Source organism: Microtetraspora sp. NBRC 16547 (assembly GCF_030268965.1).
Classification (GTDB): domain Bacteria; phylum Actinomycetota; class Actinomycetes; order Streptosporangiales; family Streptosporangiaceae; genus Microtetraspora.
On record NZ_BSSE01000001.1, the window covers coordinates 241,145 to 265,080 of the forward strand.

A 23,936-nucleotide genomic window follows, 5' to 3' on the forward strand; every position below is an offset into this window, starting at 1 on the left:
GGGCGACCGGCTCCACTGTCAGCCCGTGACGACGGATTGCACCTCGCCCACGGGGACGTCGCGGGTGGCGGCAGCCCGGATCGGCTCGAACGGGAACGGCTGGCCCCCCTGGTCGTCGGTGCTGACGACCTGCCACACGGAGGTCACGGTGAGCGTGTAGACGTCGCGCGACTGGTCGATCGAGGCCCTCAGGTAGCGGACGCCGCAGGTGAAGTCGCCTCCCTTGGTGTACGGGCGCCCGCCGGCGCCGCAGTTCTCACGCACCTCGGCGCGGTCGGACGTGGTGCCCGGGTCGATCTCCACGTTCTTGGGGGTGGCAGTGACCGTCACGCTCATGAACCCCGGGAGGGTCGCGGTCACCGAGCGCGGCACCTGTGCCCCGCCCTCCAGCCAGACCCAGGTCGGCAGGTTGACGTAGCTCTTGGCGTCCGGGCTGAGCTTGACCTGCGGCTCGGGCACGGTCAGCGCGGCCCGGGCGATCGCCCGAAGCTCCTCCGCGGTGATCCCGCCCGGGGGCGTGGTCCCGGTCGGCACCCATACGGCGGTGGCCAGCGCGGCCGAGCAGGCCGCTCCGTTCTGATCGCCCGCGTTGTACGCGGCGCGCCACCAACGCCCCTGCTGCCCCAGTTTGTCCCTGTACTGCTGGAGGAAATCATTCGTGTACTGCCGGCTGTTCGAGCTGGAACTGGAGAGGTCGGGGTCGGCTCTGAACGCGTGTTGCAACGTCGAGTCCTCCTCGCGGAGCATCTCCTCGGCGCTCTTGTACGGCTCGTACCAGCACGGGCGTGGAATCCGGTAGCCGTCGCCCTTCGCGCCCTTGCCGCCGAGGCCGTTGCCGGAGAGCACGATGGCCGAGTGCATCAGCCGTACACCGGCGGTCCTGCCCTCCTGGAAACCCTCCGCGGTCGGGTGGGACGGATCCGGCGCCGCGAGCAGAGACGCCACCAAAGACGCCACCAGAGGCGTGAGCGGGGCGGCGAACGGTCTCATCGGGCACACTCCTTCGCGGGTGCGGCCGGGTAGGTGGCGATGCGGAACAGCCTGATCCGCCAGACACCGTGCTCATCCCGGCCGATCGCGGCGGACCAGAGATAGACCGACGTCGGCGGCCGGGTCCAGCTCGGCTGGTCCGCGATCGGCTTCCCCTCCGTGTCGATCATCCGGATCGCCGACTCGTCCACGCAGCCGAGCACCTGCACCCCCATCCGGTCGCCGACCGTGACCGAGGAATCGACCCGCAGCGCGTACAGCCGGGCCACGCCGCGCGCCGACAGGTTCCGGTCGAGGAACCCGCGCAGGCGGGTCACGATGTCGCCGATGGCCGTCTCGTCCACCTTCGTGAGGTAGGAGGCGTCATGCCCGCCGGTGGTGACGGCCCGCCACAGGGCGGTGTAGCTCTCGGCGTACGCCCGCACCGCTCCGGCCACGTCGGCGTCCAGCCCCGAGGGCCACTCGATCTCGACCCGCAGGCCCTCTCCGGCCGGGACCGCCTCGACCCCCGGAGTGATCGGGACCTGCGTCTGGCGGCCGGGACCGGCCGTGGCGGTGGGCGGTGTCCCCTGTCCGGCGTCGGGCGCCGGCTGCCCGGCCGTCTTTCCGGCGAGCGCGCCTGTCCCCCCAGGGGTGAAGACCGGCTCCTTCCCGGAGGAGCCGCACCCCGCCGCGAGCAGGCCGCCCAGCAGGCCGCACAGCAGCCCGCACAGTACGCCGCCACGCAAGACCGCGGCACCCCGCGCCGCTCTGCCCGTTCGCATGGCTCTCGCCCTTCGCATGGCTCTCACCGTCGCCCGTGACCGGTCACGCGAGGCGCGGGGTGCCGAGGCCCGAGGGGGCGCCCCGGCGCCAGTCCGGGAGCAGTTCATCGATCAGCGCCTCCGTCTCGGGAGCCATGCCGCCTCCGTAGGGATGCGACGCGGACCTTCGGTGCATGCCGTCCACCACCGCGCGCAGCCGCGCGGGATCGCCGGTGGCGTGCGCGGCGCGCAGCAGGTCGCGCCAGAGCCCCTCGTCGTCTGCCGCGAGGAGCAGGCCGGCCCGGGCCGCCGCGACCGCGGCCTCGGCCTCGCCCCGCGCCAGCCGCAGCTCGCAGAGGCGGTGGGCGGCGTCGGCCACGCTCGCCGTGACGTCGTACTCGAGCGAGTCGGCGGCGAGCCAGGCGTACCGGCCCGCCGGTCGGCCGCTCAGCAGCGGCCCGCGCACCAGCCCGACGGCCTTCTCCAGGAGGAGAACCTCCGCCTCGGGATGCTGATCGCGGGACCGGCGGACCAGCTCCTGGAAGAGGTGCCAGTCGCTTCTGACCTCGGGGCCGAGCCGCAGCCGTCCCGCCTCGTCCAGGTGGACGTGGGGGCGGCCGTCGGCGTCGGCGCCGAGCCACTTCACCACGCGGGCGATGGTCGCGTCGCGCACCACCGCCTGCACGCCGCGCGGCCACAGGACGCCGCCGAGCACGACGGGATGGACCCCCGCCGGGTGCCCCGCCAGATAGACGACCATCTCGTGCGCGAGCGCGGATCGGCCCTCCTCCAGGGGGTTCACCGGGCCGATCTCGATCGGGCCGAGGATGCGGACCTCGATCGACGGCGGCTCGTCGGGCACCCGTACCTCGGGCTCGGGCAGCGGCTCGCCGTCGGTGCGCTGAGCCGTACGGAACAGGTCGATGACGGCGGTGTAGTGGCGGCGCGGCAGCAGCTGGGCATCGACCTCGAACCCCAGGGCGTCGATCCTGGCCCGGTCGTCGTCGGTGATCTCCCAGGTCCAGGTGGCGTGCGGCATCCCGCCCGCCACGACGTACCCGGTGGCCGTGCGCGTCGCCTTGCCGAGCACCGCGAGGCGGCGCGCCTCGTCCTCGTCGGGACGGATCGCCGAGAGCAGGTAGTGCGGCGTCCAGACGGGGTCGTCCACCCGGGAGTGGATCCGCCCGGTGAGGACGTCTCCGGTCTCGTGGGCGGCGCGCTCCTCCAGTTCGGGCAGGACCTCGGCGAGGCTGCCCGCGATCCGGATCCGTTCGGGGGCGATCAGCGTCAGCTCCTCGCCGAACCCGACGAGGGTGAGCCGCATGTGGTCCGACCAGCGGTTAGTCGCCAGTTCCACCGCGAGCGCGGACATGGCGGCGACGGTTCGGGTGCCCTCCATGGCGACGACGCCCTGCGCGGCCTCCAGGTCGATGAGCACCCGGCCGCCGTCGGCGGTGCCCAGGGAGACCAGGCCGGGGTACGGCGCGGGCACTCCGGCGAGGTCCTGCTCGTCGATCCGGCGGCCCTCGTGCGCGTGGAGCCGCCAGACCTGCCCGCCGTCGCACGCCTCCCAGGGCTCTGGGGCGTCCAGGTCGGCGGGGTGGATCCACAGGTCGAGGCCCCTGCTGGACAGGTGGACCGCGTAGATCGTCGGCGGGCGCCTGCCCTGGTCGGCGAGCAGCCGGCCCAGCAGGCGCAGGCCCAGATCGAGCATGCGGCTGCCCGGAGCGTCGGCCCCGAGGCGGATCGCGACCTCGGCCCCGGCGGCGTCCCCTCTGGGCCGGACCACCCGCCGGCCGAACGCGCGCCGCCAGAGCTGCTCCCTGCGCCGCCGTCCCAGTACGGCGAGCAGCCCCGCCGCCGCCAGCGACGCCGCCGCGAGGTAGTCGGCCAGGTCGAGGCCACCGTCCTGCTCCTGCCCGTGGCGTCCGGCCAGAGAGGGTTCGCCGCGCGAGGATCGGTCGTCCGCCGCTCCCTGCCGGTCGTCCCTCGCGGACCTCTCCCGCGGTGACGGAACCGCTGACGAGTCGGCGTCGGCGGTCTCGTGGCGGGGTCGCTCCGTCAGGGCGGGCGGCGGCAACCGGAAATCGCCCTTCCCCGACGCCGGATCGCGGTTCTCGTGCCGCCCTGTGTCCCGCCCTGTGTCTCGGCCGGTGTCCTGGCCTGCTTCCTGGCCGCCGCCGAGGTCGTCATTCAGGTCGCCGCTGGTGTCCGTGGGCATGCGGGGGTGGTGTTCCAGCGTGGTCGGCCGGTCCTCGTCCGCGGGGACGATCAGGACGTTCCTCGCGTCGTCCGGCATGTCGAGGACCCAGCCCGGCCTGATCAGGTCGGCCATCCGCAACCGGCTGCCGTCGGGCTGCTGCTTGTGCTGGTTGAGCCGGTAGATCTCGGGATAGCGGCGGCCGTCCCCGAGGCACTTGTCGGCGATCTCCCACAGGCTCTCGTGGTGCCGCCCATGCGGCGGCTGCACGACGTAGACCTTCTTGACCTCGCGGGCCTGGAGCGGCGGGCGATCGTCGCTCGTGACGATCGGCGCGGACAGCGTGGCCGCCTGGGGGCGGATCGCGGGGGTCGTGCCGCCCCCCGTGCCCGGCCCGATCACCGGGACGGCCACCGCCGCCGCCGCGAACAGCAGCAGCACCGCGGAGACGAGCCGGTGGGCGAGTGCCTGGGTGCCTCCGGACAGGGGCACCCGCGCGGGCATTCCCACCCGGCGGATCCCGGCGTACACCTCGACGATCACGCAGACGAACAGCTGCAGCCAGGCCAGCCACACCAGCAGGACGAGGATCGCGATGACCGTCTCCGGGCCGACGTCGCTCGTGAGCAGGTCCAGGTCGCGCAGCTCGGGCCGCAGCGGCGGCCCGGCCAGCCTGATCAGCGCGTACGGCACGCCGCCCACGAGAGCGGCCAGGGCCAGCAAGGCGGCGATCCCGGCGAGGATGTCACGCGGCGTCCGTTTCGGCGGGATGCGCACCGGCCGCCGGGCGGCCCGGCGGCCGGGCTGCCGGTGCGGGTGCGGGTGCGAAGCGGGCCGCTGGAAGGTCGAGAAGGCCGACGGGTCCGGATCACGGGTCGGCGACCGGGTGGAGCGCGTGTCGGACGGCGGCACGGGATCACGGGCAGGGGGCAGCGCGGGCGGCAGTGTCGGCTTCAGGTTCGGCGACACGTTCGGCGGCACGTTCGGCGGCAGGGTGGTCGGGGCTGCGGGCGCCGGCGGCGTCCGCTGCCCGGGAGGGCGGCCACCGCCAGGAGGACGGCCGCCACCGGGAGGGCGGCCCGCTCCACGGGGGCGGCGCGGCGATCCCGAGCCGCGCGGCCACGAGTTCCCGTCACCGGTCATGCGTCCCCCGCGTCCGGCCCGGCAGTGGCGGTCGCCGCCATCTCCGAGCCGCCGAATCCGAGCATCGACAAGAACACGGCGTCCCAGCGGACACCGACCTCGACGGTCACCTCCGCCTGGGCGCCGCCGATCTCGCACCGCTTCAACTGCACGGCCTGGTCGTCGTGCGCACTCACGATCTCCCGCGCCCGGCCGCACACGGCACCCTCGTCGGCGAGCAGCCGGACCTGGCCAGTGGCGCGCAGCGCCTCCACGTCGATCTGGTCGGCCGCGGCGCGGGCGCCCTGCTCGGCGACGTCGGCGGCCCTGAGCCGGGCGTTGATGGCCGCCCCGCCGTCGACGAGCAGCCCCGCGAGCAGGAACACCGCCACTGAGAAGATCACCACGAAGACCGACATCGATCCCCGCTCGGCCCCTGCGCGTCGCTCGTGTGGGCACCGAGGTCCGTGCCTTCGGGTCACTCCACCCTCCGGAACTGCTCCAGCGGGACGACGGACGTCCCTTTCATCCGCCGCGTCGCGCCGAACCCGAGGAACTCCAGGTCCAGCTCGCAGGTCACGGCGACGTGGACGACGCCGCCCTCCTTCCATTCGGTGCCCGACAGGCCGACCTCGGGAGCGCATTGGCCGGAAAGCGCGGCCTCGGCCGTCTCCTTCGCCGCGGACTCGGCCTCGGAGCGGGTCCGCTGGACCGACGCCGCGCGGGCCGCGTCCCTGGCCGCGCCGTTGACCTCCCCCTGGGCCTCGACGACCCGGCCCGCTCCGACGAGGAACATGAGGAAGAGCAGGAAGACGGGCGCGAGCATCACGGTCTCGGCCGTCATCGACCCGCCGTCCCGCGATTTGGAGTGGGGGCGGGCCGTCGTGGGCGGCGGGAGCCGTACGGGCCGGGTCATCGGCAGCCGTCCGAACCGTCGTCGGGCCGGAAGCACTCGATGGGACCGCCGAAGCTCGCCGTGATGGTGAACGTCATCTCGGGGAGCAGCGGCACCACCTGGACGGCGCTGCCGGTGACCTCGACGCCGCGCTGGTCGCCGCGTTCCCAGGCCCGGGCCGTGGCGTTCTTGAGGATCTTGGGCCCGACCGCCCGCACGATCTGCTCGGCCTTCGCCTCGGCATCGCCCTGCCAGCCCTCCGAGGTCCCGGCGGCACGGGCCAGCCTGGCCCCTTCCCTGGCGGCGGCGTCGGCGACCTGCCGGCCATGGAACCAGAGCGTGAGCTGTACGACGAGGAGCACCACGGCCAGCACGATCGGCATGATCATGGCGAGCTCGATGACGGTGGCCCCCCGATCGCGCGCGGACCGGGACACCACAGACCGGGCCACCACAGACCGCGCCACCACGGGCCGGGCCACCACAGACCGCGCCACCACAGACCGCGCCACCACGGGCCGGGCCACCACGGACGGGGTTACCGCAGACTGGACCACCACGGGCCGGGCCACCGGGGACGGGGTCACTCTGAACCGCCGTCGAACTGACCTCCCCCGCCGCCCCCGCCGCCGCCACCGCCACCGCCGCCACCGCCTCCGCCGCCGAAGTTGGAGGTGATGTCGGCTTCCTTCTGGGTGACCAGGTTCTTGATGAGGGTGGCCAGGCCGAGGGCGACTCCGGCGATGATCGCCGTGATGATCACCCATTCGACGGCCGAGGCCCCCTTGCTCGGCGCGTTACGGGCGCGGTCGATCCGCACGTGGAGCATCGCGATCAAATAGGTGAGCATCTATGCCCCCAACATCTTCATGGCCGCCGGAAAACTGAGGAAGATCACGAACCCGGCGCACAGCAGGAGCTGGGCGACGAGCATCGACTGGGACCGCTCCCCCGCCTTGCCCTCGACCTCGGCGAGCTCCCGTCGCCGGAGCGTCGCGGCGCGCGCGGTGAGCGAGGAGCGGACCTTGGCGCCGTCGTCGGCGACCAGGCCGAGCGCGGCGGACAGGTCGCGCAGCTCGTCCACGTTGATCTCGTCGCCGAGCTGGCCGAGGGCCTGCCACGGGGTGATGCCGACGATGCGTGCGTTGCCGAGCGCCTCGCGGATGCGTTCCATGGCCCAGTTGGCGCCCGCCCCGGAGCTCCCGGTGGGGCTGCCGACGGCGACCGCCATCATCAGGGCCTCCGGGACGCCGCGGCCCCCCGCGAGGTTCATCGCGACCAGGTCGAGGAACGCGCCGACCGCGTGCCGGAAGTCGCGGCGGCGCACCCCCGCGTCCCGCCGGATCTGCAGGTCGGGCAGCAGGAAGAAGACCGCGGAGACCGCCAGCGCGGACCAGAGCGGGATGCCCAGCGACAGACCCAGGTCCATCAGCGCCAGCCAGCCGACCAGGAGGGGGAAGACCAGCAGCCCCGCCGCCGCGAGCAGGACCTTCGTCGCGAGGAACCCCTCGAAGGACTTGCCGAGCAGCGCCAGGTCGGCCCGGGTGGAGCGCGCCTCCCACCCCCTCGCCGCGTAGAAGCGCGCGAGCCGTACGCCGAGGTCACGGCGGAACGCGCTGACCTGCTCGTCCGGCGCGATGAGCGGCGCCTTCGGCAGGTCTTCGCCAGCGCGCGCCAGGTCCAGTGCGGTCAGCCGGGCGAACAGCCCGGGCCGGGGCGGGAAGAGCGCCCGGAAGAGCAGGAAGAGGCCCAGGCCGAGTACGGCTCCCGCCAGCGCCGGCTCCGTCATCGCTTTCCCCCCGTCCGGAGCGTGTGGTCGTCCGCGACGTCATCGCGCGCCTCACCGCCCCTCCCCGCCGCGCCCTGCCCGCCCGTGCCCTGCCCGCCTGTGCCCGCGTACGGCGCGAGGATGCGGGCGGGCTTGTCGAAGCGGGCCAGCCGGCGCATCCACGCGAACCCTGCGCCGAACAGCCCCGCCACCACGACGAGGACGGCCTGGCCGAGCAGTGAGCCGTACTCCTCGACGTACGAACGGTTGAAGATCACGAGAGCGGCGGCGAAGGCCAGCGCCGTGCCGACCACGATCTGCACGCTCTTGCGGGTGGAGCGGCGCTCGGCCTCGACCCGCCGCCGCATGTCGAGCTCCTCGCGGGCGGAGACGGCCAGCGCGGACAGCACGTCGCGCAGGCCGGGGCCGCGCAGCCGCGAGTTGAGGATCAGCGCCGCGACGACGAGGTCGGCGGAGGGGTCGTCCAGCTCGTCGGCGAACATCCGGAGCGCGTCCGCCAGGGGCATGCGGGAGTGCAGCCGGTCCACGAGCGCGAGCAGGTGCGGCCGGAGCATGGGCGCGGCCGCCCGGATGGACGACGGGATGGCCTGTTCGAGCCCGGCGGCCCCAGCGATCGTGTCCCGCAGCGACTCGGTCCACGCGGCCAGCCCCTCCAGGCGCCGCATGGCGGCGCGCTCCTCCGACGCGCCGCCGGTGAGGCCACGCCAGGCCAGGACGAGCAGCACGGCGCCGACCGCCACCACCGGCCACCCCGTGACCAGCAGGACGACGACCCCGACGATCACCGCGACGGCCGTCCGGGTGGAGAGCGTCCTGAGCAGCTCCAGCCATCCGGCCTTCCCGTCGGGACCGGCGGGCCGGGGGCGCACGCCGTACAGGGCGAGGGCGAGGAGGAACAGGCCACCGCCCGCCACCGCGCCGGCCAGCAGCGCCAGCGGATCGAACACCCCGGCGGGCATCAGCGCCACACCTCCTGCGCGGGGTCGTAACCGTGCGCGGCCAGCTCGTCCAGGCAGGAGATCGGGGCGTGCGGGACGACGCGGTCGCCGGCGGCGATGAAGACCTCCGAGGACAGCACCCGTCCGTCGCAGCCCGTGACCTCGCGGACGCTGGACACGAAGCGCCGGAGCGTCCCGCCACGGTGGTAGTCGTTGCGCTTCTCGATGAAGACGACGAAGTCGATCGCGCCCGCGATGAGCATGTGGGTCGCCTCGATGGGGAGCCGCTCGTCGGCCTGCAGGGCGTACGTCGCGATGCGGTTGAAGACCTCCATCGAGGAGTTGGCGTGGATCGTGGAGAGCGAGCCGTCGTTGCCCTGCGTCATCGCGTTGAGCATCGTGACGATCTCGTCGCCGAGGACCTCGCCGACGATGACCCGCGAGGGGTTCATCCGCAGCGAGCGCCGGACGAGCTCGGCCATGGTGATCTCACCCTGCCCCTCGGAGTTCGGCAGGCGCTGCTCGAACGCGACCACGTTGGGATGGAGCTCAGGGAACTGGTCGAGGCCGAGTTCGAGCGCGCGCTCGACCGTGATGAGCCGCTCGGCCGCCGGGATCTCGTTGGCCAGTGCCCGCAGCAGCGTCGTCTTCCCCGCGTTGGTCGATCCGGCGATCATGAGGTTCTTGCGCGCGGCCACCGCGGCGGCCAGGAAGCGGCCCAGCTCGGGCGCGAGCGTGCCGTTGCCCACCAGGTCGCTGAGGAACACCTTGCCCAGGCGGGCCCGCCGGATCGACACGGCCGGCCGGACGGTGACGTCCATGACGGCCGAGAGCCGGGAGCCGTCGGGCAGGCGCAGGTCGAGCTGCGGGTTCGCCGTGTCGAACGGCCGGGACGACAGGCCGGAGTACGCCGCCAGGATCTGGATGAGCTCGATCAGCTCGTCGTCGGAGTCGGCGACGGGCTCGTGCGCGATCTCCTGGCCGTCGGCGTAGCTCACGAACACCCGGTCGCAGCCGTTGATGTCGATGTTCTCGACCTCGGGGTCGTCCAGGAACGGCTGGAGGCGGCCCACGCCGAACAGCGCGGCGTGGATGCCGGCGGCGAGCGCCTCCTCCTCATCGGCGGTGGGCGGGGTGCGGCCGACGCCGATCTCGCCCCTGGCGTACTCCTCGAGGACCTGGGCGATCAGCGCGCGGGCGAACTGCCGCTCGTCCTCCCCCGTCATCGGGGGGACGCCGCTCGCCTGGTCCAGCCGCCGCTGATGGGCCAGCCGGTCGCCGACCTCCTGGCGGAACCGTTTCACCAGCGCGTGGTCGACGCCGGCCTGCTGCCCGCTCATCGGCTCGCTCCGCTCCGGTCCGTCCGCTCCCCGGCCGCCGTCTCCGGCGAGAGCAGCGCGGCGAGCCGCCCGGCCAGCTCGCGCGCGGTGCGGATCAGCAGGCTGCGGTCCAGCCGCCCGCCCCACTGGCCACGCAGCAGCTCGGCGCCCTTCGGGTCGTGCGCGAGGCCGGCCACGAACGCGACGTCCCAGGGCGCGACGATGCGCCGGACCTCCTCGATCGACGCGCGGTACGACCGGGGGTCGGCGACCACGACCACAACGGGCCGGCCGTCCAGCAGGGCCAGCCGCTCGCGCAGATGGGCGACGTGGTCGAGGCTCGGCCGGGTGAAGAGCACGACCTGGGCGGCCTCCGCGATCAGGTCGCCCACCTCGGCGTGCGCGCCGAGGCGGCCGCAGTCGGCCAGCACGTCGGCGTGCGGCAGCGCGGCCAGCGACCGGCCGAGCGGACCCCACAACCAGGTGAGCCCCCCGGCCTGCTCGCCGTGGGTCAGACCGGTGAGGACGTCCAGACCGCCGACGAGCTTCTGCGTGTGCTCGTAGATCTGGTCGGCGTGCAGCCCGCGCCGGGCGACCGCGCCCAGGCTGAGCAGGCCGCGGCCGGGATTCAGCACGCCGCCGTCGTGGGCCGGCAGCCGGTACGCGAGGTCGCCGCCGGACGGGTCGCACTCGGCCAGCAGCACCGGACGCGGCCATACCGCTCCGAGGGCGGTCGCCGCGGTGGTCACGCCGGGCGCCCCCTTGTCGGCGGCGAGGACGATGAGGGCCACGTCACCCGGCTCCGGGCAGCACGGCCAGCGCGATCTCGCCGCTGGAGGCGTACGCGGCGACGGCGGGCGAGATGGACGCGTCGACGACCACCGAGACCAGCCCGCTGCCCGACCTCCCGGGCGCGCCTACGCTGTGGACGCGGGCATTGGGCGCGAGCACCCGCTGCTGGGCCGATCCCTTGCCGCCCGCCGGAACGTAGATCACCTGGACGACGTCGCCCTTGGTCATGCCGACCGGCGCCTGCCCCGCCTTGAGCGCGAGGCCCACGATGGCCTTGCCCGGGCCGAGCTCATCGCTCGCCTTGGTGACCATCGTGCTGGTCAGCAGCGTGCCGGGCAGGAGGGTCACCGCGGCATAGGTGGTCTCGACCTCGTTCCGGTATCGCCAGGGGACGTAGTCGATGCCGGTGTCGGCGATCTGGACCTCCTTGATGGCGGAGGCCGGGATGAGCTGCCCCGCGCCGACCTGCTGGACGATTCCCACGGCCGAGACGCGGTCGCCGCTGCGCAGGACGAGCAGCGTGGTGGTCAGCGCCCCGCCGAGGATGAGGAGGACGGCGAGGGCGGCGAGCGCGGGCTTGCGCTCGCGCGGCGGGACGGGCAGCTTGCGCGAGGCCGGTCCGGACAGCCCGGGCCGCTCGCCGGCGGGTACGCGTCCGTCGGAGGCGGGCTTGTCGCTGATCCTCATGGGTGGGGGGCTCCCAGGGACGATCGCTTCCGGTACTGGAATGAGGGCCGGAGTAACGGCCGCGCCTTCATCCGCAGTATTGGTCAGTTCGAATTACTGAATTGACGCCATTATGGACAACCACCCGCTGTTGTGTGGCCGGAAACCGGCCATCCATGCTTATCCGTTGGAAATACCGGTGTCAAATGCCCGATTGATCGATGCCTGTTTACTATTATCACTTTCCTGTGGTTGAATCGCGTGATAAGAAGCACTCTGTCCACATAGATCACATCGCTCCCACCGGCCCGGCCACGCCTTGGACGTACGGCGGGGGGCGGGCTCCGGCGTTTCTCGCGAACAAGGAGATATCTGGGGATAGCCCCGATACCTTGGCTCGGCAAGAGCCCTTTCGCCGGGCGCGTCCCGGAGGGACACTCCCCCGAAAGGGGTCGCGGGCCGGTTCCATGGGCGCCGGCCGATTGGCACGCACCGAGTTCACACACCGAGTTCACGCCATGAGTTCACGCACCGAGTTCACGCCATGAGTTCACGCACCGAGTTCACGCCATGTTCACGCCATGAGTTCACGTCACGGCGAACCGCCCTTCCCCCGAGAAGGCGGCCCTTGGGAGTCTGAGTATGCGGATCATGCTCACCGTGGTGGCCGGGCACGGTCGGCGCGAGGTGATGGTCGAGGGCGACGAGTCCACCACGGTCGGCGCGCTGGCCACCGCGCTCGCCGGCCCGGCCCGCCCCTCCAACGTCGTACGGCTGCCGCCCGCGAGGGCGCCGTACGACCTGGACAGGGGACGGCGGCGCCGGGCCGAGGGCCCCAAACTCTGGGTGGACGGGCGGCCACTCGATCCCGACGCCCTCGTCTTCGGGCTGATCCGCGACGGCGACCTGGTCGCGCTCGACGGCCAGGCGGCGTCCGCGACGATGGCCGAGGAGCCGGACGGCGTGATCGAGCTGCGGGTGGCCGGCGGCCCGGGAGCGGGTTCCGTCCACCGGCTCGGCCCCGGCCTCCACACGATGGGATCGGACCCTGGATGCGCGATCGCCGTACCCGATCCGCGGATGCCGCCCCACGCGGCGACGATCCGGGTCGCGCCCGGCGGGGTCACCGTCGAGCCGGCGCATCCGGCCGCCGGCCTCGAACTGGACGGCGAGCACGTACGCGAGGCGACACCGTGGGAACCCCGGGACCCGGACCGGCGAGCCGCCGAGGCATCCGGGAAGGCCGGGCGCGGAGCGGGCCGCAGATCCCGCAGGTCCCGCGAAGCCCGCAAATCAAGCAAAGCAGGCAAATCGCGTGAAGATCGTGAAACTCGTGAAGCGCGGAAATCCCGCAGCACCCGTGAAGCCCGGGCCCGTACGACATTAGGGGCGCGCCAGGCGGCGGAGCCCGGCTCAGACAGGATGGCGGGCCGGGCGGCGGCCGCTGACCCGCGGCAGGTCCTGCTGTCCTGCGGCGGCTCGGTGTTCTCCATCGGCCCGGTCGAGCCGCCGGACGCCCATCTGGACGCGCTGCCCGACGGAGGGCTGGCCTACAACCGGCCGCCCCGACTCCGCGCGCCCGAACGGCACCGGCGCGTGGAGGTGCCCGCCGAGCCGAAACGCGCCGAGGGAGCCCGGCTCCAGCTCCTGGCCGCGCTGCTGCCCGCGGTGCTCGGCGTGGGCATGGCCATCGCCCTCCACACTCTGTACTTCCTGCTGTTCGCCCTGATGAGTCCGATGATCATGCTTGGGCAGTGGGCGAGCGACCGCAGGCACGGCAGGAAGAAGCACCGCCAGGCCGTCAGGGCATACCGGGATCGGCTCGTGGAGTTCGAGGCCGAGGTGGCGGGGGCGCGCGAGGAGGACGAGGCGGCCCGCAGGGACGCCGCCCCCGACCCGGCCGAGATCCTGCTGACCGCGACCGGACCGCGCCGCCGCCTGTGGGAGCGGCGGCTGCACGATCCGGACAGCCTGCGGCTCCGCGTCGGCCTGGCCGACCTCCCCGCGGATGTCGGGTTCGCGCCGGAACGCGGAACGCCCGCCGACGAGCAACTGCCCGAGCCGCCACTTGCCCGGCACGTGCCCGTCGCGCTCGCGATGCGCAGGCTGGGCGTGGCGGGTGTGACCGGCCCCAGGGACGTGGCGCTCGGCGCCGCCCGCTGGCTGGTCGGGCAGGCGGCGGCCCTGCACAGCCCCAGGGATCTTGCCGTCGTGGTGCTCTCCGCGCACGCGGACGCCGCCGAGCAGTGGGGATGGGTCCGGTGGCTGCCGCACTGCGCCGCCGAAGGAGCGGCAGGGGGCGCGCCGAGCGTCGCCTCCCTCGCCTCCGGCACGGTCGCCCTCGTCGGCGCCGATCCGGAGGCCGCCGCCCGCCGGATCGCCGATCTCGCCGCGCTCATCGGCGAGCGGCTCGACCCGGCCGAGCCCGCCCCGCCCGGCACCGGCTCGTACGGCACCGGCTCGTACGGCACCGGCTCGTACGGCACCGGCTCGTACGGCACCGGCTCGTACGGCATGGCGGCCCGCGGCGGGCCGCTGTCCGGAGGCCCCGCGGGCTGGGCGGATCTCGGCCGCCCGGGGAGCACTCGGCCGGACGAGGCGGCCGAACCCGCGTTCGCGACCTACGACGAGCGGCCCTGCGACGTGCTGGTCGTCCTCGACGGCGCCCAGGTGCTGCGCGGCCTTCCCGGGATGCCGCAGGTCCTCAGGCAGGGCCCCCGAGCCGGGGTGTACACCGTCGCGATCGACGACGACGAGCGGCTCCTCCCGGAAGAGTGCGCGACGGTGGTGTCCTGCGAGCCGGACGGGTCCGTACGGCTCCGCGGCGGGGGGCTGGACGCGATCGGGCCGATCCGAGCCGACCAGGTCTCGGCGTCGTGGTCGGAACGGCTGGGCCGGGCGCTGGCCCCGCTGCGGGACGTCAGCAGGGACGACCAGACGTCGGCGCTCCCGGAGTCGGTGCGGCTGCTCGACCTGGTCGGCTCCGAGGGCATCGCGAAGCGGTGGGGCCGCTCGACCCGGGCGGTCATCGGCGTGGGCCCCGACGGGCCGTTCGAGATCGACATCAGCAGGGACGGCCCGCACGCGCTGATCGCGGGGACCACGGGCGCGGGCAAGTCGGAGCTGCTCCAGACGCTGATCTGCTCCCTGGCCGCCGCCAACCGGCCGGACGAGATGACGTTCGTGCTCATCGACTACAAGGGCGGCGCCGCCTTCAAGGAGTGTGTACGGCTCCCGCACACCGTGGGGATGGTGACCGACCTGGACGGCCACCTCACCCAGCGGGCCCTGGCGTCGCTCGCGGCCGAGATCCGCCGCAGGGAACGGCTGCTCCTGTCCGCCGGGGCCAAGGACATCGAGGACTACCAGGGGTCGCGGGCGTCCGGCTCCGCACCGCTGCCCCGGCTGGTGCTGGTCATCGACGAATTCGCGGCGATGGTGGCCGAGCTGCCGGACTTCATGGACGGCCTGGTCGACATCGCCAGGCGGGGCCGCTCGCTCGGCATCCACCTGGTCCTCGCCACCCAGCGGCCCGGCGGCGTGGTGACCGCGGACATCCAGGCGAACACGTCGCTGCGGATCGCGCTGCGGGTGACCGACGCCAGGGAGTCCGCCGACGTGATCGACGGCCCCGAGGCCGCCCACATCTCCAAGGCGACACCCGGACGCTGCTACGTGCGGTCCGGGTCCGGGCAGGCGGTCGCCGTACAGGCGGCGCGGATCGGGGGGCGCACCCCGGACGGCCGGGACGGAGGCGGGGCCGGCGGGAACCCGCGGGTGATCGAGCTGCCGTGGCGGGCGCTCGGCCATGCCCTGCCCAGCTCGTCCGGCTCGTCCACGTCGTCCGCCTCGTCCACGTCTGCGTCGCCCGGCTGGTCCGCGTCGCCCGGCTCGCCAGCGTCGTCCGCCGGGGAGACGTCGTCGCCCGGGACGGACCTCGCGCTGCTGGTGGACGCGATCGACGCGGCGGCGCGGGGCATCGCCCGCCGACCCAGCCCGTGGCTGCCGCCGCTCCCCGACGCCGTCACGTTGTCCCCCGAGCGGGGCGTGGACGGGCGGCCGCCGGCGCCGGGCGGCGCTCTGTCGCTGCCGTTCGGGCTGACCGACCTGCCGTGGGATCAGGCCAGGGGGCCGCTCTCCCTGGACCTGGAGAACGGCGGGCACCTACTGATCGCCGGAACGGCGCGGAGCGGGCGTTCCACGGCCCTGCGGACGATCGCGGGGTCGATCGCGGCCTGGGCCTCCCCCGAGGACGTCCACCTGTACGCCGTCGACTGCGGTTCCGGGGCGCTGCTCCCGCTGGTCGGCCTCCCCCACTGCGGCGCGGTCGTCACCCGCGACCAGCTCGATCGGGTGGAGCGGCTGCTGTCCCGGCTCCGCGCCGAGGTCGGCCGCCGCCAGCAGCTCCTCGCGGAGGCCGGGTACGCCTCCCTGGCCGAGGCCCGCGCCGCCGCCGGAAACGGGCCGGGGGGTGACGGGCCGGCGGGTGACAGGCGCGTGGGTGACAGGCGCGCGGGTGACGAGCCGGCGGGGCACACGGCCATCGGACGGCTCCCCTGGCTGGTGCTGCTACTCGACCGGTGGGAGGGGTACGTCGCCGCGTTCGAGAACTACGACTATGGGCGGCTGCTCGACGCGCTGCTGCAACTGCTGCGCGAGGGGCCGGCCGTGGGCCTGCGGGCGGTCGTCACCTCCGACAGGTCGGGACTGCTCGGCCAGATCTCGACGGTGTTCGAGGAGCGTCTCGTCCTGCGCCTGGCCGACCCCGCCGACTACGGACTGGCGGGGCTCCCGGTGAAGGACCTGCCCTCCTTCCTGCCTCCGGGTCGCGCCCTGTCCGTCGGGGAGCACGGGCTGGTGGAGAGCCAGATCGCGCTGCTCGCCGACGATCCGTCCGGCCCCGCGCAGGTGGCCGCGCTGCAGGCGCTGGGCCGTACGGCTCCCGCGCGGTTCGGCGGCGACCCGGAACGGCGAGGGCCGTGGGGGTGGCGGTCGGCGCCGCCCCTGCGCGTGGACGCGCTGCCCATCCGCGTCACGGCCGACCAGGCGATGGACCTGGCGCCGTCGTTCGAGCCGCCGTCGCCGCTGTGGGCGCTGCTCGGCGTGGGCGGGGACGCGCTGGAGCCGCTGGGGCTGGATCTCCTCTCCCAGGGCCCGGCGGCGGTGATCGGCGGCCCGGCCCGCTCAGGCCGGTCGTCGTGCCTGGTCACGGCCGCGCGGTCGCTGGTGCGGCGCGGGACGCCCGTCCTCGTGGTCACACCCCGCCGGAGCCCGCTGCGCGAGATGGCCGGCGCGCCGGGAGTGCTCGCCGTACTGGACGGCAACGCCAGGGGCGTGGCCGGAGGCGAGCCGGACGGATTCGGCGGGCTGCCCGGCGCGCAGGATCCGCGCGCGCTCCTTTCGGACAGGGAGGGCTACGTGGTGATCGTCGACGACGCCGAGCTGATCTCCCCGGACTCGCCGCTCGGCCTGGCTCTGGAGGAGATCCTGCGCACCGCTCGGGACGGGGAGCACGGGTTGCTGATCGCGGGGGCGACGGGTGATCTGGCCACGGCCTACCGGGGCTTCACCGCGGAGGCCCGCAAGTCGAGGACCGGCCTGCTGCTGTCGGTGCAGAGCCCTGCGGACGGCGATCTCTTCAGCGTGCGGCTGCCGCGCGGAGCGGTCGGCGGCCCGCCCGGGCGGGGGCTCCTGATCACCTCGGGAACCGTGACCCCGATCCAGGCCGCGGTCTCCGGATAGCCGGGCCGCGTCCCGGATCTGGGCCGGGAGGAAGATCGGGAAAGAAGATGAAGTCGTACCGCTCGGCCGAGGAGCGGCGGGCGGGCTACCGGGTCGCGGACTCGATGTTGCCGCGGTAGGCGTTGATCACCCGGGACGCCTCGTTGAGCTCTTCGGACATGCGCTGGAAGGCCGACCGGTAGCTCTGCCACGCCTCGTTGAAGCGCTGCGCGCCCGGCCCCGTCCAGGCGGTGCCGACCTTGGCCGCCTCGCGGTCGAGACTCGCCATCGTGGCGCGAACCTGGTCGGCCTGCTGGGTGAACTGGGCGGCCATGCTCTGCATCTCCGCGGGGTCGCCGCCGAGCAGGTTGTTACTCATCCAGTAGCTCCTTCGTCGACAGTTCGGGCGCCCTCACCGTAGATCACGTACGGTCCTTGTAAAGGTGTTATGCCGACTGGTTATGAAGCCGGTCAGGAGGATCATGAAAGGATGCAGATCGAGTCCCCGCCTTGAGGCCGTGAGAGGACGTCAATAGTCTGTCCCGCCGGATCAACTGCTGTGGGGGTCGGTCATGCGTCGTCTAGCCGCGATCACACCGGTGCTGTCGATGCTGCTGCCGATCGCGCTCATCACGCCGCCCGCGTCCGCGGACGCCGCGAAGAAGGACACCTGCGCCCCGTCCAGGCCGGGCTCACTCACCCTGAGCGAGCCGTGGGCGCAGCGGAGGCTCGACTTCACGTCCGTTTGGCCGCTCACCCGGGGCCGCGGGGTGACGGTCGCCATCGTGGACAGCGGGGTGGACGCCCGGCATCCGCAGCTCAAGGTGGCCCGGTCGGTCGACCTCACCGGAACGGGAACCCAGGACTGCATGGGCCACGGCACGAGCGTGGCCGGGATCATCGCCGCGACCGAGCGCAAGGGAAGCCCCTTCGCCGGTGTCGCCCCGGACGCCCGGCTGATCTCGATCAAGCAGACCAACGCGGAACGAGGAGATCCGGCCCTGCTCGCCAGGGCGATCGCCAAGGCGGCGGACCTCGGCGCCCAGGTGATCAACGTCTCGGTCAAGGCCGTCGACCGGATGGATCTGAGGAGGGCGGTGGGATACGCCCTGTCCAAGGACGCGGTGATCGTGGCCGCCGCGGGGAACGTGACCAAGGATGACGGCACCCCCTCGCCCGCGTACCCCGCCGCCTATCCCGGCGTCCTCGCGGTGGGATCGTCAACACCTGACGACGAGCTCGCCGAGTTCTCCAACACGAGCACGCCGGTCGCGGTCCTCGCCCCAGGGCAGGACCTCACCAGCACCTGGCCCGGGGGCACGTACCAGAACGATCTGAAGGGCACGAGCCACGCGACCGCGTACGTCTCGGGGGTGGTCGCGCTGGTCCGCGCTCGCTACCCGGAGCTGGACAACGTCCGGGTACGGCGGCGCGTGGTGCTGACCGCCGACGGCACGAAGGGCACCGGAACCGGCGCGGGCATCGTCAACCCGCGACTGGCCGTGACGATGATCCTGCCCTCGGAGGTCGTCGCCGTGGCACCCCAGGAGCCCGCGTCGCTCTCGGACGACGCGATCCTCAAGGCCGATCCGCCGGACGAGCACGCCATCGGCGTGGCGGCGATCGTGGCGGGTGGAGCGCTCGGCGCGGCGGCGCTCACGGTCGTGGCGACCGTGGTCCTCCCCTTGGGCCGCCGCAGGAGATGGCGACCCGGCGAGGCGAACTGACCCAGCGGGCGGCGACGGAGGTCGGGAGCAGCGAGGACCCGAAATTGACCGAAATCAACCGAAGTCGCGGAGCCGTCGCGAGCTCGGCGGCGGACCGGCAGTAGGCCGGCAGTGGACCGGCAGCGGGCTCGGTATCGCTGACATCGCGGATACCCCTTATCGGCCGGTGTTTGTCAATTAGTCACCCGGAATCCGTGATGGCAGGGGGTTGATTTTGGTTGAATGTGACTTGATCATGACTGCCCTCATTGAACCGATACGGCCCGGAAGGAAGTTCGATGGGCGATATACACCCCCTGCTGCCTGACGATCCAGAGCAGGTAGGCGGATACGCCCTCGTCGGGCGGCTCGGTGAAGGACCCCGAGGTGTCACCTATCTGGGACGCCCCTCTCCGGAGGCGGCGGCGTCCGTCGTCAAGGTGATGCACGCCCGGCCGTCCGCCGACGCGGAGGCCAGGGACCGGCTCGTCCAGGAACTGAGCGCGGCCAAGGGATTGTCCGGCTCCCACGCCGTCCCGCCGATCGAGGCGGGCTGGGTGGGCGACCAGCCGTATGTGGTCCGCGGGTACGTCAAGGGAGCCTCCCTGCACGAGACCGTGCGGGACGGCGGGCCGCTGGAGGCCGACGCCCTGGAGCGCCTCGCCCTGGGCACCCTCACCGCTCTCACCGCGGTCCACGCGGCCGGCCTGGTCCACCGGGGACTCACGCCGGACAACATCCTGATCGGGTCGGACGGCCCCCGGGTGTCCGACATCGGCATGGGAGAGGCCGTGGGCGCGTACCGCGCTCCCGAGCAGATCCGCGGCGAGCCCGGTGACGCACGGTCGGACCTCTTCTCCTGGGCGGCGTCCATCGCCTACGCCGCGACCGGACACGCCCCCGGCGCATCCGCCCCGGCCGCGGACACCCCGTCGGACCCTGCCGAGGACGGCGGGCCTTCACCTGAGATGACCGTCAACGTGCGGGGCATCGCCGCCGCCATCGCCGCCGGCAGGGCGGGCGGTACGTCAGGCGGTACGGCCACCGGCGCGCCAGGTGACGCGGCGGGTGGCGCGGGCGGCGACCGGCCGGCCGGGGACGTGCCCGCTCTGGACGGCGTTCCGCAGCCGCTGCGGCGCGTCGTCCTCGCCTGCCTCTCCCCCGATCCGGCCGCCCGGCCCACCGCGCGGAACGCGATGCTGCGGCTGCTCGGCGAGGACGACGCCGCGGCCCCGTCCGCGGACGTCGCCGTACCCGCCGCGCCGCTGCCCGGCGCTCCCGTTGCGGGCGTCGTCCTCCCTGCGCAGCAGCACGGCCCGCAGCCGTTCCCCCGGCCGGAGGGCGGGCAGCCCTGGGGGCCGCCTCCGCCGCCCGGTTCCGCGTCTCCCGCTCCGGGCCCGCACGGGAACCCGATGGCGGCTCCCGGCCAGGTCTGGCAGGGCCCTCCCCAGCAGCAGCTGCCGCCGGCCGCGCCCGCGTGGGGGGCGCCCCCGATGCCCAACCAGGCCCCGCCCGTGCAGGGGACTGTCGGCGGGCCGGGTCGCCAGGATCAGCGCGCTCCGCTGCGCAAGGGTCCCTCCCTCGGGCTGGCGGCGTCCCTGGCCGCGGTCCTCGCGCTGTCCGTCGGCGGGGTGTGGGCCGCCGGTCACTACGCCGACACGAAGTCGTTCGACCGCGCGGCGGCCGAGGGGGCCGCTGAAGGGAAGCACAGCATGGCGGCGAGCCCCGCGGACACCATCCCGTCCGTGGGGACCACCGGCAAGCCGCAGCAGCCCCAGACCCAGGTGACCGTCCCGTGGGCGACCACTCCGGAGCCGGAGGCCACCGGCGTGTTTCCGCTGACGTTGCCCACCGACTGGGTGTCGGAGAACCCCACACCCGACGTGGTCACGGTTCCGACGATCCCGAACATCCCGATGTCGCCGCCCCCCGTGCCGATCACACAGCCGACCACACAGCGGACGACGGAGAAGCCCACGGCCGCCCCGTCGCCGACGCGCAGCCACCGGGGCCGGCCCAACCGCACACCGTCGCCCACGCCCACGGCGACGCCTATCGAGACGCAGGAACCGGCTCCCGACCCGACGACGCCGGCTCCCACGCACATCGTCACGAGGCGGCCCGATCCCACGCCGACGAAGACCGTGGCACCACCTCCCACGCCGACGAAGACCGTGGCACCGCCTCCCACCAGGAAGCCGGACCCCACGCCGACGAAGACCGCACCGCCTCCCACGCCGACGAAGACCGTGGCACCGCCTCCCACCAAGGCGCCGGAGCCGCCCGCGCAGAAGCCGGCGCCCCAGCCGGCCAGGAACCCGTACACGCCGGAGCAGGTCTGCAACTCCGGCGGTCACGGATCGGGCTACTACGTCCAGCGGTCGGCAGGCTTCAACGGGGGCACGGTCTACCAGCTCTACAGCAACTCCTCCGGATACAACTGCGTGGTCGCCATGAAGACGGCGGACGTCGGTAAGGCCACCCAGGTCTGGGCCAAGCTGGAGATCCAGGGCGGCGGCAGCTCGAGCGACGGCGGGGCCTTCCAGTACTACGCCGGTCCGGTGATGCTGTCCGGAAAGGGCAAGTGCGTGCGCTTCTCCGGTGGCGGCGACGGCGGCAGCACCGGCGGCGACTGGGCGAACTGCGGGTGATCGCCCATCCCGGATGAGCCCGGCGGATCCCGTACGAGGCGCGGCGGCCACGATGATCGTGACCGCCGCGCCTCCGGCCGTCCTGACCGGAGAGAATCGGAGGCTCCGGCGAACCGCCCTGATCACCCGCCTCGGGAGAACGGACTGGGATGCAGACCCGTAAGGATCTCTATCAGGCACATCGGCTGATGATGCAGCGCCTGGGCATGGCCCTGCTGCAGGCGGAGCCGGACGTGCCGGAGTCGCCGATGCGCAGGCACAGCGTCGCGACGTTCTCGGGCGTCCTGGTCGCGATCCTCGTCCTGGCGATCTTCGGGATCTGGGGGCTGCTCAAGCCGGGCGGCGCGACCAACCTGACCGAGCCCGGCCAACTGCTCGTCGAGGAGGAGAGCGGCGCCACCTACGTCTTCAGCGAGCCCGGGGACACGCTGCTCCCCGTCGCCAACTACGTCTCGGCGCGCCTGCTGCTCGACAGCGCGAACGTGACAACGCGCACCGTGTCGGCGGCCTCGCTCGCGAAGTTCGACCGCGGTCCGCTCGTGGGCATCCCCGGAGCGCCGAACTCCCTCCCCGCCTCCGAGAGCCTGGTCCGCGGCCCCTGGTCGGCCTGCGTGACCGAGGCGACCGACGCCGCCGGGTCGCACACGGCGTACGTGACCCTGGTGGGTGGCAGGGACGTCGGGGGCCGGGCGATCGGCGGGGACGCCATGGTCGTCGAGGACGGCCGGCAGGAGTGGCTGATCTGGGGCGACCAGCGGCTGCGCGTCACCGGTGGCGGCGCCCGCGCGCTGCTCGGCGCGAACCCCAGGACGGTGCCGGCTGCCTGGCTCAACGCCATCCCGGAAGGGCCCGGCTTCCGCGGCCCGGACGTCCCCGAGCGCGGGCGCAAGGTCCGCGGGCCGGACGGCCGGAGCGCCGTGGTCGGCCAGGTGTTCACGGTCCCGCCGATCGCCGGGAGCCCCGCCCGGTGGTACGTCCTCCTCCGTGACGGGCTCGCCCCGATCTCCATCACCCAGGCGCGCCTGCTGCTGGAGGACCCCGAGAGCAAGAGGCAGGCGTACGGCAGTCGGCCGGTGAAGCCCATCGAGATCGACGCGGCCACGGCGAACGGCGCCCCCGCGTCGGGGACCGACCTGACCGTCGCCGGGCTGCCCACCGAGATGCCGGAGATCATCACTCCGGACGTGTCCGCGCCGCTGTGCGCCGTCTACGCCGACAGCCAGGCCGGGTCCGCCCGAGCCCGGCTCACGATCGGCAGCGGGATGGAGATCCCGGTCCCCCCGACGAGCGGCGACCAGGAGCATTTCGACCAGGTGCTGCTCCCGCCCGGCGGAGCGGCCGTGGCGGGGGTGCTGCCCGGTGACGGCCAGCTTTCGGCGGTCCACACCTACTCGCTGATCACCGACCAGGGGCGCCGGTTCGCCGTCGCGTCCGCCGATCTGCTCGCCAAGCTCGGCTACGAGCTCTCGGACGTCACGCCGGTGCCCACGCAGATCCTCCACCTGATCCCCGAGGGCCCCGTGCTCGACCCCGCCGCCGCCAGGAAACCCCTGCAGTACGGCCAGTGACAGTGCGACCGGTGACTGGGACCGGTGACCAGGCCCGCCGGCGGCGGTAGGTCCGGATGCCGAGGGGTCGCCCGCTTCGGCCTGCGGTTCGTACCTACCGATAATTCGACGGCATCCGGATGTCCTGCCTGAGCCCGGCGTCCTTGGTGTGCTTCAGGAAGGCGCTGGAGAAGTCGGCACCCTGCTGGGGCAGCGCCTTCATGCTGGGGAAGAGTTCCCCCGTCTGCGAACTCAGCGAGTTCACCAGCGCGATGACTCCGGTGAGCGTGAAAATGGCCCTGCCCTGCTTCTCCAGGAGGCCTTTGAGTAAGGTCGCCAGGTCGGCCAGCGCCGTGCTCGAGGCGATCCGGACGGCCAGCTTGGACGGTGGGTAGGCGAGGCACAGGTACTGGATCGCGGCCAAGCTGGCCAGCACGCCTGCCACGACGACGCAGACGATGGCGCCGACATGGTAGAGCCGGGCGCTCTGGTCGAGGGAGTCACCCGCCGCGTCGTGGTTCTTCTTGAGCTGGTCGATCCCCTCGACAAACGCGTCCACGGTGGAGGTGAAGGTCGAATGCGCCGGCCCCTCCCATTTGTCCTTGATCGAGTCCCGCAACCGGACGATCTCGTTCTTGAGTTGGTCGAGGTCGATGCGCCACATCTCCGCCCCGGCGGCCATGGCCTGCGGATTCGAGAGGAACGACGTCATCATGAGGACGATGGTCTTGGCGACCGGGTATTCCCACAGCAACGTCGCCGCACCGGCCGCCACCGCCGTCGAGTCCATGTACAGCATCGTGTCGTTCTCGTAAGCCACGAGCGGCGTCCTCTTTCTGCGGTGGTGTTACCTGATG

Annotated in this window: 18 protein-coding genes; 4 read left to right on the forward strand and 14 right to left on the reverse strand. The window is 73.3% G+C overall.

The window, feature by feature from the left end:
- Positions 1 to 18: 18 nt before the first annotated feature.
- The 12 genes from QSK17_RS01045 to QSK17_RS01100 all read right to left on the reverse strand — a co-directional run bounded on the left by QSK17_RS01045 (position 19) and on the right by QSK17_RS01100 (position 11,475).
- On the reverse strand, positions 19 to 990 hold the full coding sequence (locus QSK17_RS01045; protein ID WP_285702425.1) for a hypothetical protein: 972 nt from the start codon (positions 988 to 990) through the stop codon (positions 19 to 21).
- The gene (locus QSK17_RS01050; protein ID WP_285702426.1) at positions 987 to 1,754 is read right to left on the reverse strand and encodes a hypothetical protein; all 768 of its coding nucleotides are present in this window, start codon (positions 1,752 to 1,754) and stop codon (positions 987 to 989) included. Before QSK17_RS01050 ends, QSK17_RS01045 begins: the two co-directional genes overlap by 4 nt.
- A 43-nt stretch (positions 1,755 to 1,797) precedes the next feature.
- Positions 1,798 to 4,914 (reverse strand): bacterial transcriptional activator domain-containing protein, encoded by a 3,117-nt coding sequence (locus tag QSK17_RS01055; RefSeq protein WP_285702427.1) that lies wholly within the window; start codon positions 4,912 to 4,914, stop codon positions 1,798 to 1,800.
- 158 nt (positions 4,915 to 5,072) lie between these two features.
- Complete coding sequence (locus QSK17_RS01060; protein WP_285702428.1) at positions 5,073 to 5,474, reverse strand: pilus assembly protein TadG-related protein; 402 nt, start codon at positions 5,472 to 5,474, stop codon at positions 5,073 to 5,075.
- A gap of 59 nt (positions 5,475 to 5,533) precedes the next feature.
- A complete protein-coding gene (locus QSK17_RS01065; protein ID WP_285702429.1) occupies positions 5,534 to 5,971 on the reverse strand; it encodes a TadE family protein in 438 nt (145 codons plus the stop codon).
- Positions 5,968 to 6,450: a TadE family protein gene (locus QSK17_RS01070; protein ID WP_285702430.1), complete on the reverse strand. Its 483-nt coding sequence runs from the start codon at positions 6,448 to 6,450 to the stop codon at positions 5,968 to 5,970. Before QSK17_RS01070 ends, QSK17_RS01065 begins: the two co-directional genes overlap by 4 nt.
- An 83-nt stretch (positions 6,451 to 6,533) precedes the next feature.
- Complete coding sequence (locus QSK17_RS01075) at positions 6,534 to 6,800, reverse strand: hypothetical protein (protein WP_285702431.1); 267 nt, start codon at positions 6,798 to 6,800, stop codon at positions 6,534 to 6,536.
- Positions 6,801 to 7,739 (reverse strand): type II secretion system F family protein, encoded by a 939-nt coding sequence (locus tag QSK17_RS01080; RefSeq protein WP_285702432.1) that lies wholly within the window; start codon positions 7,737 to 7,739, stop codon positions 6,801 to 6,803.
- Positions 7,736 to 8,698, reverse strand: coding sequence for a type II secretion system F family protein (locus QSK17_RS01085; RefSeq protein ID WP_285702731.1), 963 nt, complete (start codon positions 8,696 to 8,698; stop codon positions 7,736 to 7,738). The genes QSK17_RS01080 and QSK17_RS01085 overlap by 4 nt, the downstream gene beginning before the upstream one ends.
- Positions 8,698 to 10,017 carry a TadA family conjugal transfer-associated ATPase gene (locus tag QSK17_RS01090; RefSeq protein ID WP_285702433.1) on the reverse strand — a complete coding sequence of 440 codons (1,320 nt, stop codon included), beginning with the start codon at positions 10,015 to 10,017 and terminating at the stop codon, positions 8,698 to 8,700. Before QSK17_RS01090 ends, QSK17_RS01085 begins: the two co-directional genes overlap by 1 nt.
- On the reverse strand, positions 10,014 to 10,787 hold the full coding sequence (locus QSK17_RS01095; protein WP_285702434.1) for a hypothetical protein: 774 nt from the start codon (positions 10,785 to 10,787) through the stop codon (positions 10,014 to 10,016). The genes QSK17_RS01090 and QSK17_RS01095 overlap by 4 nt, the downstream gene beginning before the upstream one ends.
- Position 10,788: 1 nt before the next feature.
- Positions 10,789 to 11,475: a hypothetical protein gene (locus tag QSK17_RS01100; RefSeq protein ID WP_285702435.1), complete on the reverse strand. Its 687-nt coding sequence runs from the start codon at positions 11,473 to 11,475 to the stop codon at positions 10,789 to 10,791.
- Between the two features lie 621 nt (positions 11,476 to 12,096).
- On the opposite strand from QSK17_RS01100, the gene QSK17_RS01105 reads away from it, so the two are divergent.
- Positions 12,097 to 17,196, forward strand: coding sequence for a type VII secretion EssC family protein (locus QSK17_RS01105; protein ID WP_285702436.1), 5,100 nt, complete (start codon positions 12,097 to 12,099; stop codon positions 17,194 to 17,196).
- Positions 17,197 to 17,281: 85 nt separating this feature from the next.
- Here the strand turns inward: QSK17_RS01105 and QSK17_RS01110 are convergent, their stop codons facing one another.
- On the reverse strand, positions 17,282 to 17,554 hold the full coding sequence (locus QSK17_RS01110) for a WXG100 family type VII secretion target (protein WP_061253375.1): 273 nt from the start codon (positions 17,552 to 17,554) through the stop codon (positions 17,282 to 17,284).
- 193 nt (positions 17,555 to 17,747) lie between these two features.
- Here QSK17_RS01110 and mycP point away from each other — a divergent pair, with 193 nt between their 5' ends.
- From mycP to eccB, 3 genes are all read left to right on the forward strand, one after another.
- On the forward strand, positions 17,748 to 18,902 hold the full coding sequence (gene mycP / locus QSK17_RS01115) for a type VII secretion-associated serine protease mycosin (protein ID WP_285702437.1): 1,155 nt from the start codon (positions 17,748 to 17,750) through the stop codon (positions 18,900 to 18,902).
- Positions 18,903 to 19,180: 278 nt separating this feature from the next.
- Positions 19,181 to 21,532, forward strand: a complete 2,352-nt coding sequence (locus tag QSK17_RS01120; RefSeq protein WP_285702438.1) for a serine/threonine-protein kinase — start codon at positions 19,181 to 19,183, stop codon at positions 21,530 to 21,532.
- Positions 21,533 to 21,681: 149 nt separating this feature from the next.
- Positions 21,682 to 23,100 carry a type VII secretion protein EccB gene (eccB, locus tag QSK17_RS01125; protein WP_285702439.1) on the forward strand — a complete coding sequence of 473 codons (1,419 nt, stop codon included), beginning with the start codon at positions 21,682 to 21,684 and terminating at the stop codon, positions 23,098 to 23,100.
- A 94-nt stretch (positions 23,101 to 23,194) separates the two neighbouring features.
- Here eccB and QSK17_RS01130 read toward each other — a convergent pair whose 3' ends face one another.
- Positions 23,195 to 23,899 carry a hypothetical protein gene (locus tag QSK17_RS01130; protein WP_285702440.1) on the reverse strand — a complete coding sequence of 235 codons (705 nt, stop codon included), beginning with the start codon at positions 23,897 to 23,899 and terminating at the stop codon, positions 23,195 to 23,197.
- Between the last annotated feature and the right edge of the window lie 37 nt (positions 23,900 to 23,936).

Bases quoted from the DNA above. Each gene is read 5' to 3' on its own strand.
- QSK17_RS01045 (WP_285702425.1), bottom strand. From the start codon at position 990: ATGAGACCGTTCGCCGCCCCGCTCACGCCTCTGGTGGCGTCTTTGGTG.
- QSK17_RS01050 (WP_285702426.1), bottom strand. From the start codon at position 1,754: ATGCGAACGGGCAGAGCGGCGCGGGGTGCCGCGGTCTTGCGTGGCGGC.
- QSK17_RS01060 (WP_285702428.1), bottom strand. From the start codon at position 5,474: ATGTCGGTCTTCGTGGTGATCTTCTCAGTGGCGGTGTTCCTGCTCGCG.
- QSK17_RS01065 (WP_285702429.1), bottom strand. From the start codon at position 5,971: ATGACCCGGCCCGTACGGCTCCCGCCGCCCACGACGGCCCGCCCCCAC.
- QSK17_RS01075 (WP_285702431.1), bottom strand. From the start codon at position 6,800: ATGCTCACCTATTTGATCGCGATGCTCCACGTGCGGATCGACCGCGCC.
- QSK17_RS01080 (WP_285702432.1), bottom strand. From the start codon at position 7,739: ATGACGGAGCCGGCGCTGGCGGGAGCCGTACTCGGCCTGGGCCTCTTC.
- QSK17_RS01085 (WP_285702731.1), bottom strand. From the start codon at position 8,698: ATGCCCGCCGGGGTGTTCGATCCGCTGGCGCTGCTGGCCGGCGCGGTG.
- QSK17_RS01090 (WP_285702433.1), bottom strand. From the start codon at position 10,017: ATGAGCGGGCAGCAGGCCGGCGTCGACCACGCGCTGGTGAAACGGTTC.
- QSK17_RS01100 (WP_285702435.1), bottom strand. From the start codon at position 11,475: ATGAGGATCAGCGACAAGCCCGCCTCCGACGGACGCGTACCCGCCGGC.
- QSK17_RS01105 (WP_285702436.1), top strand. From the start codon at position 12,097: ATGCGGATCATGCTCACCGTGGTGGCCGGGCACGGTCGGCGCGAGGTG.
- QSK17_RS01110 (WP_061253375.1), bottom strand. From the start codon at position 17,554: ATGAGTAACAACCTGCTCGGCGGCGACCCCGCGGAGATGCAGAGCATG.
- mycP (WP_285702437.1), top strand. From the start codon at position 17,748: ATGCGTCGTCTAGCCGCGATCACACCGGTGCTGTCGATGCTGCTGCCG.
- QSK17_RS01120 (WP_285702438.1), top strand. From the start codon at position 19,181: ATGGGCGATATACACCCCCTGCTGCCTGACGATCCAGAGCAGGTAGGC.
- eccB (WP_285702439.1), top strand. From the start codon at position 21,682: ATGCAGACCCGTAAGGATCTCTATCAGGCACATCGGCTGATGATGCAG.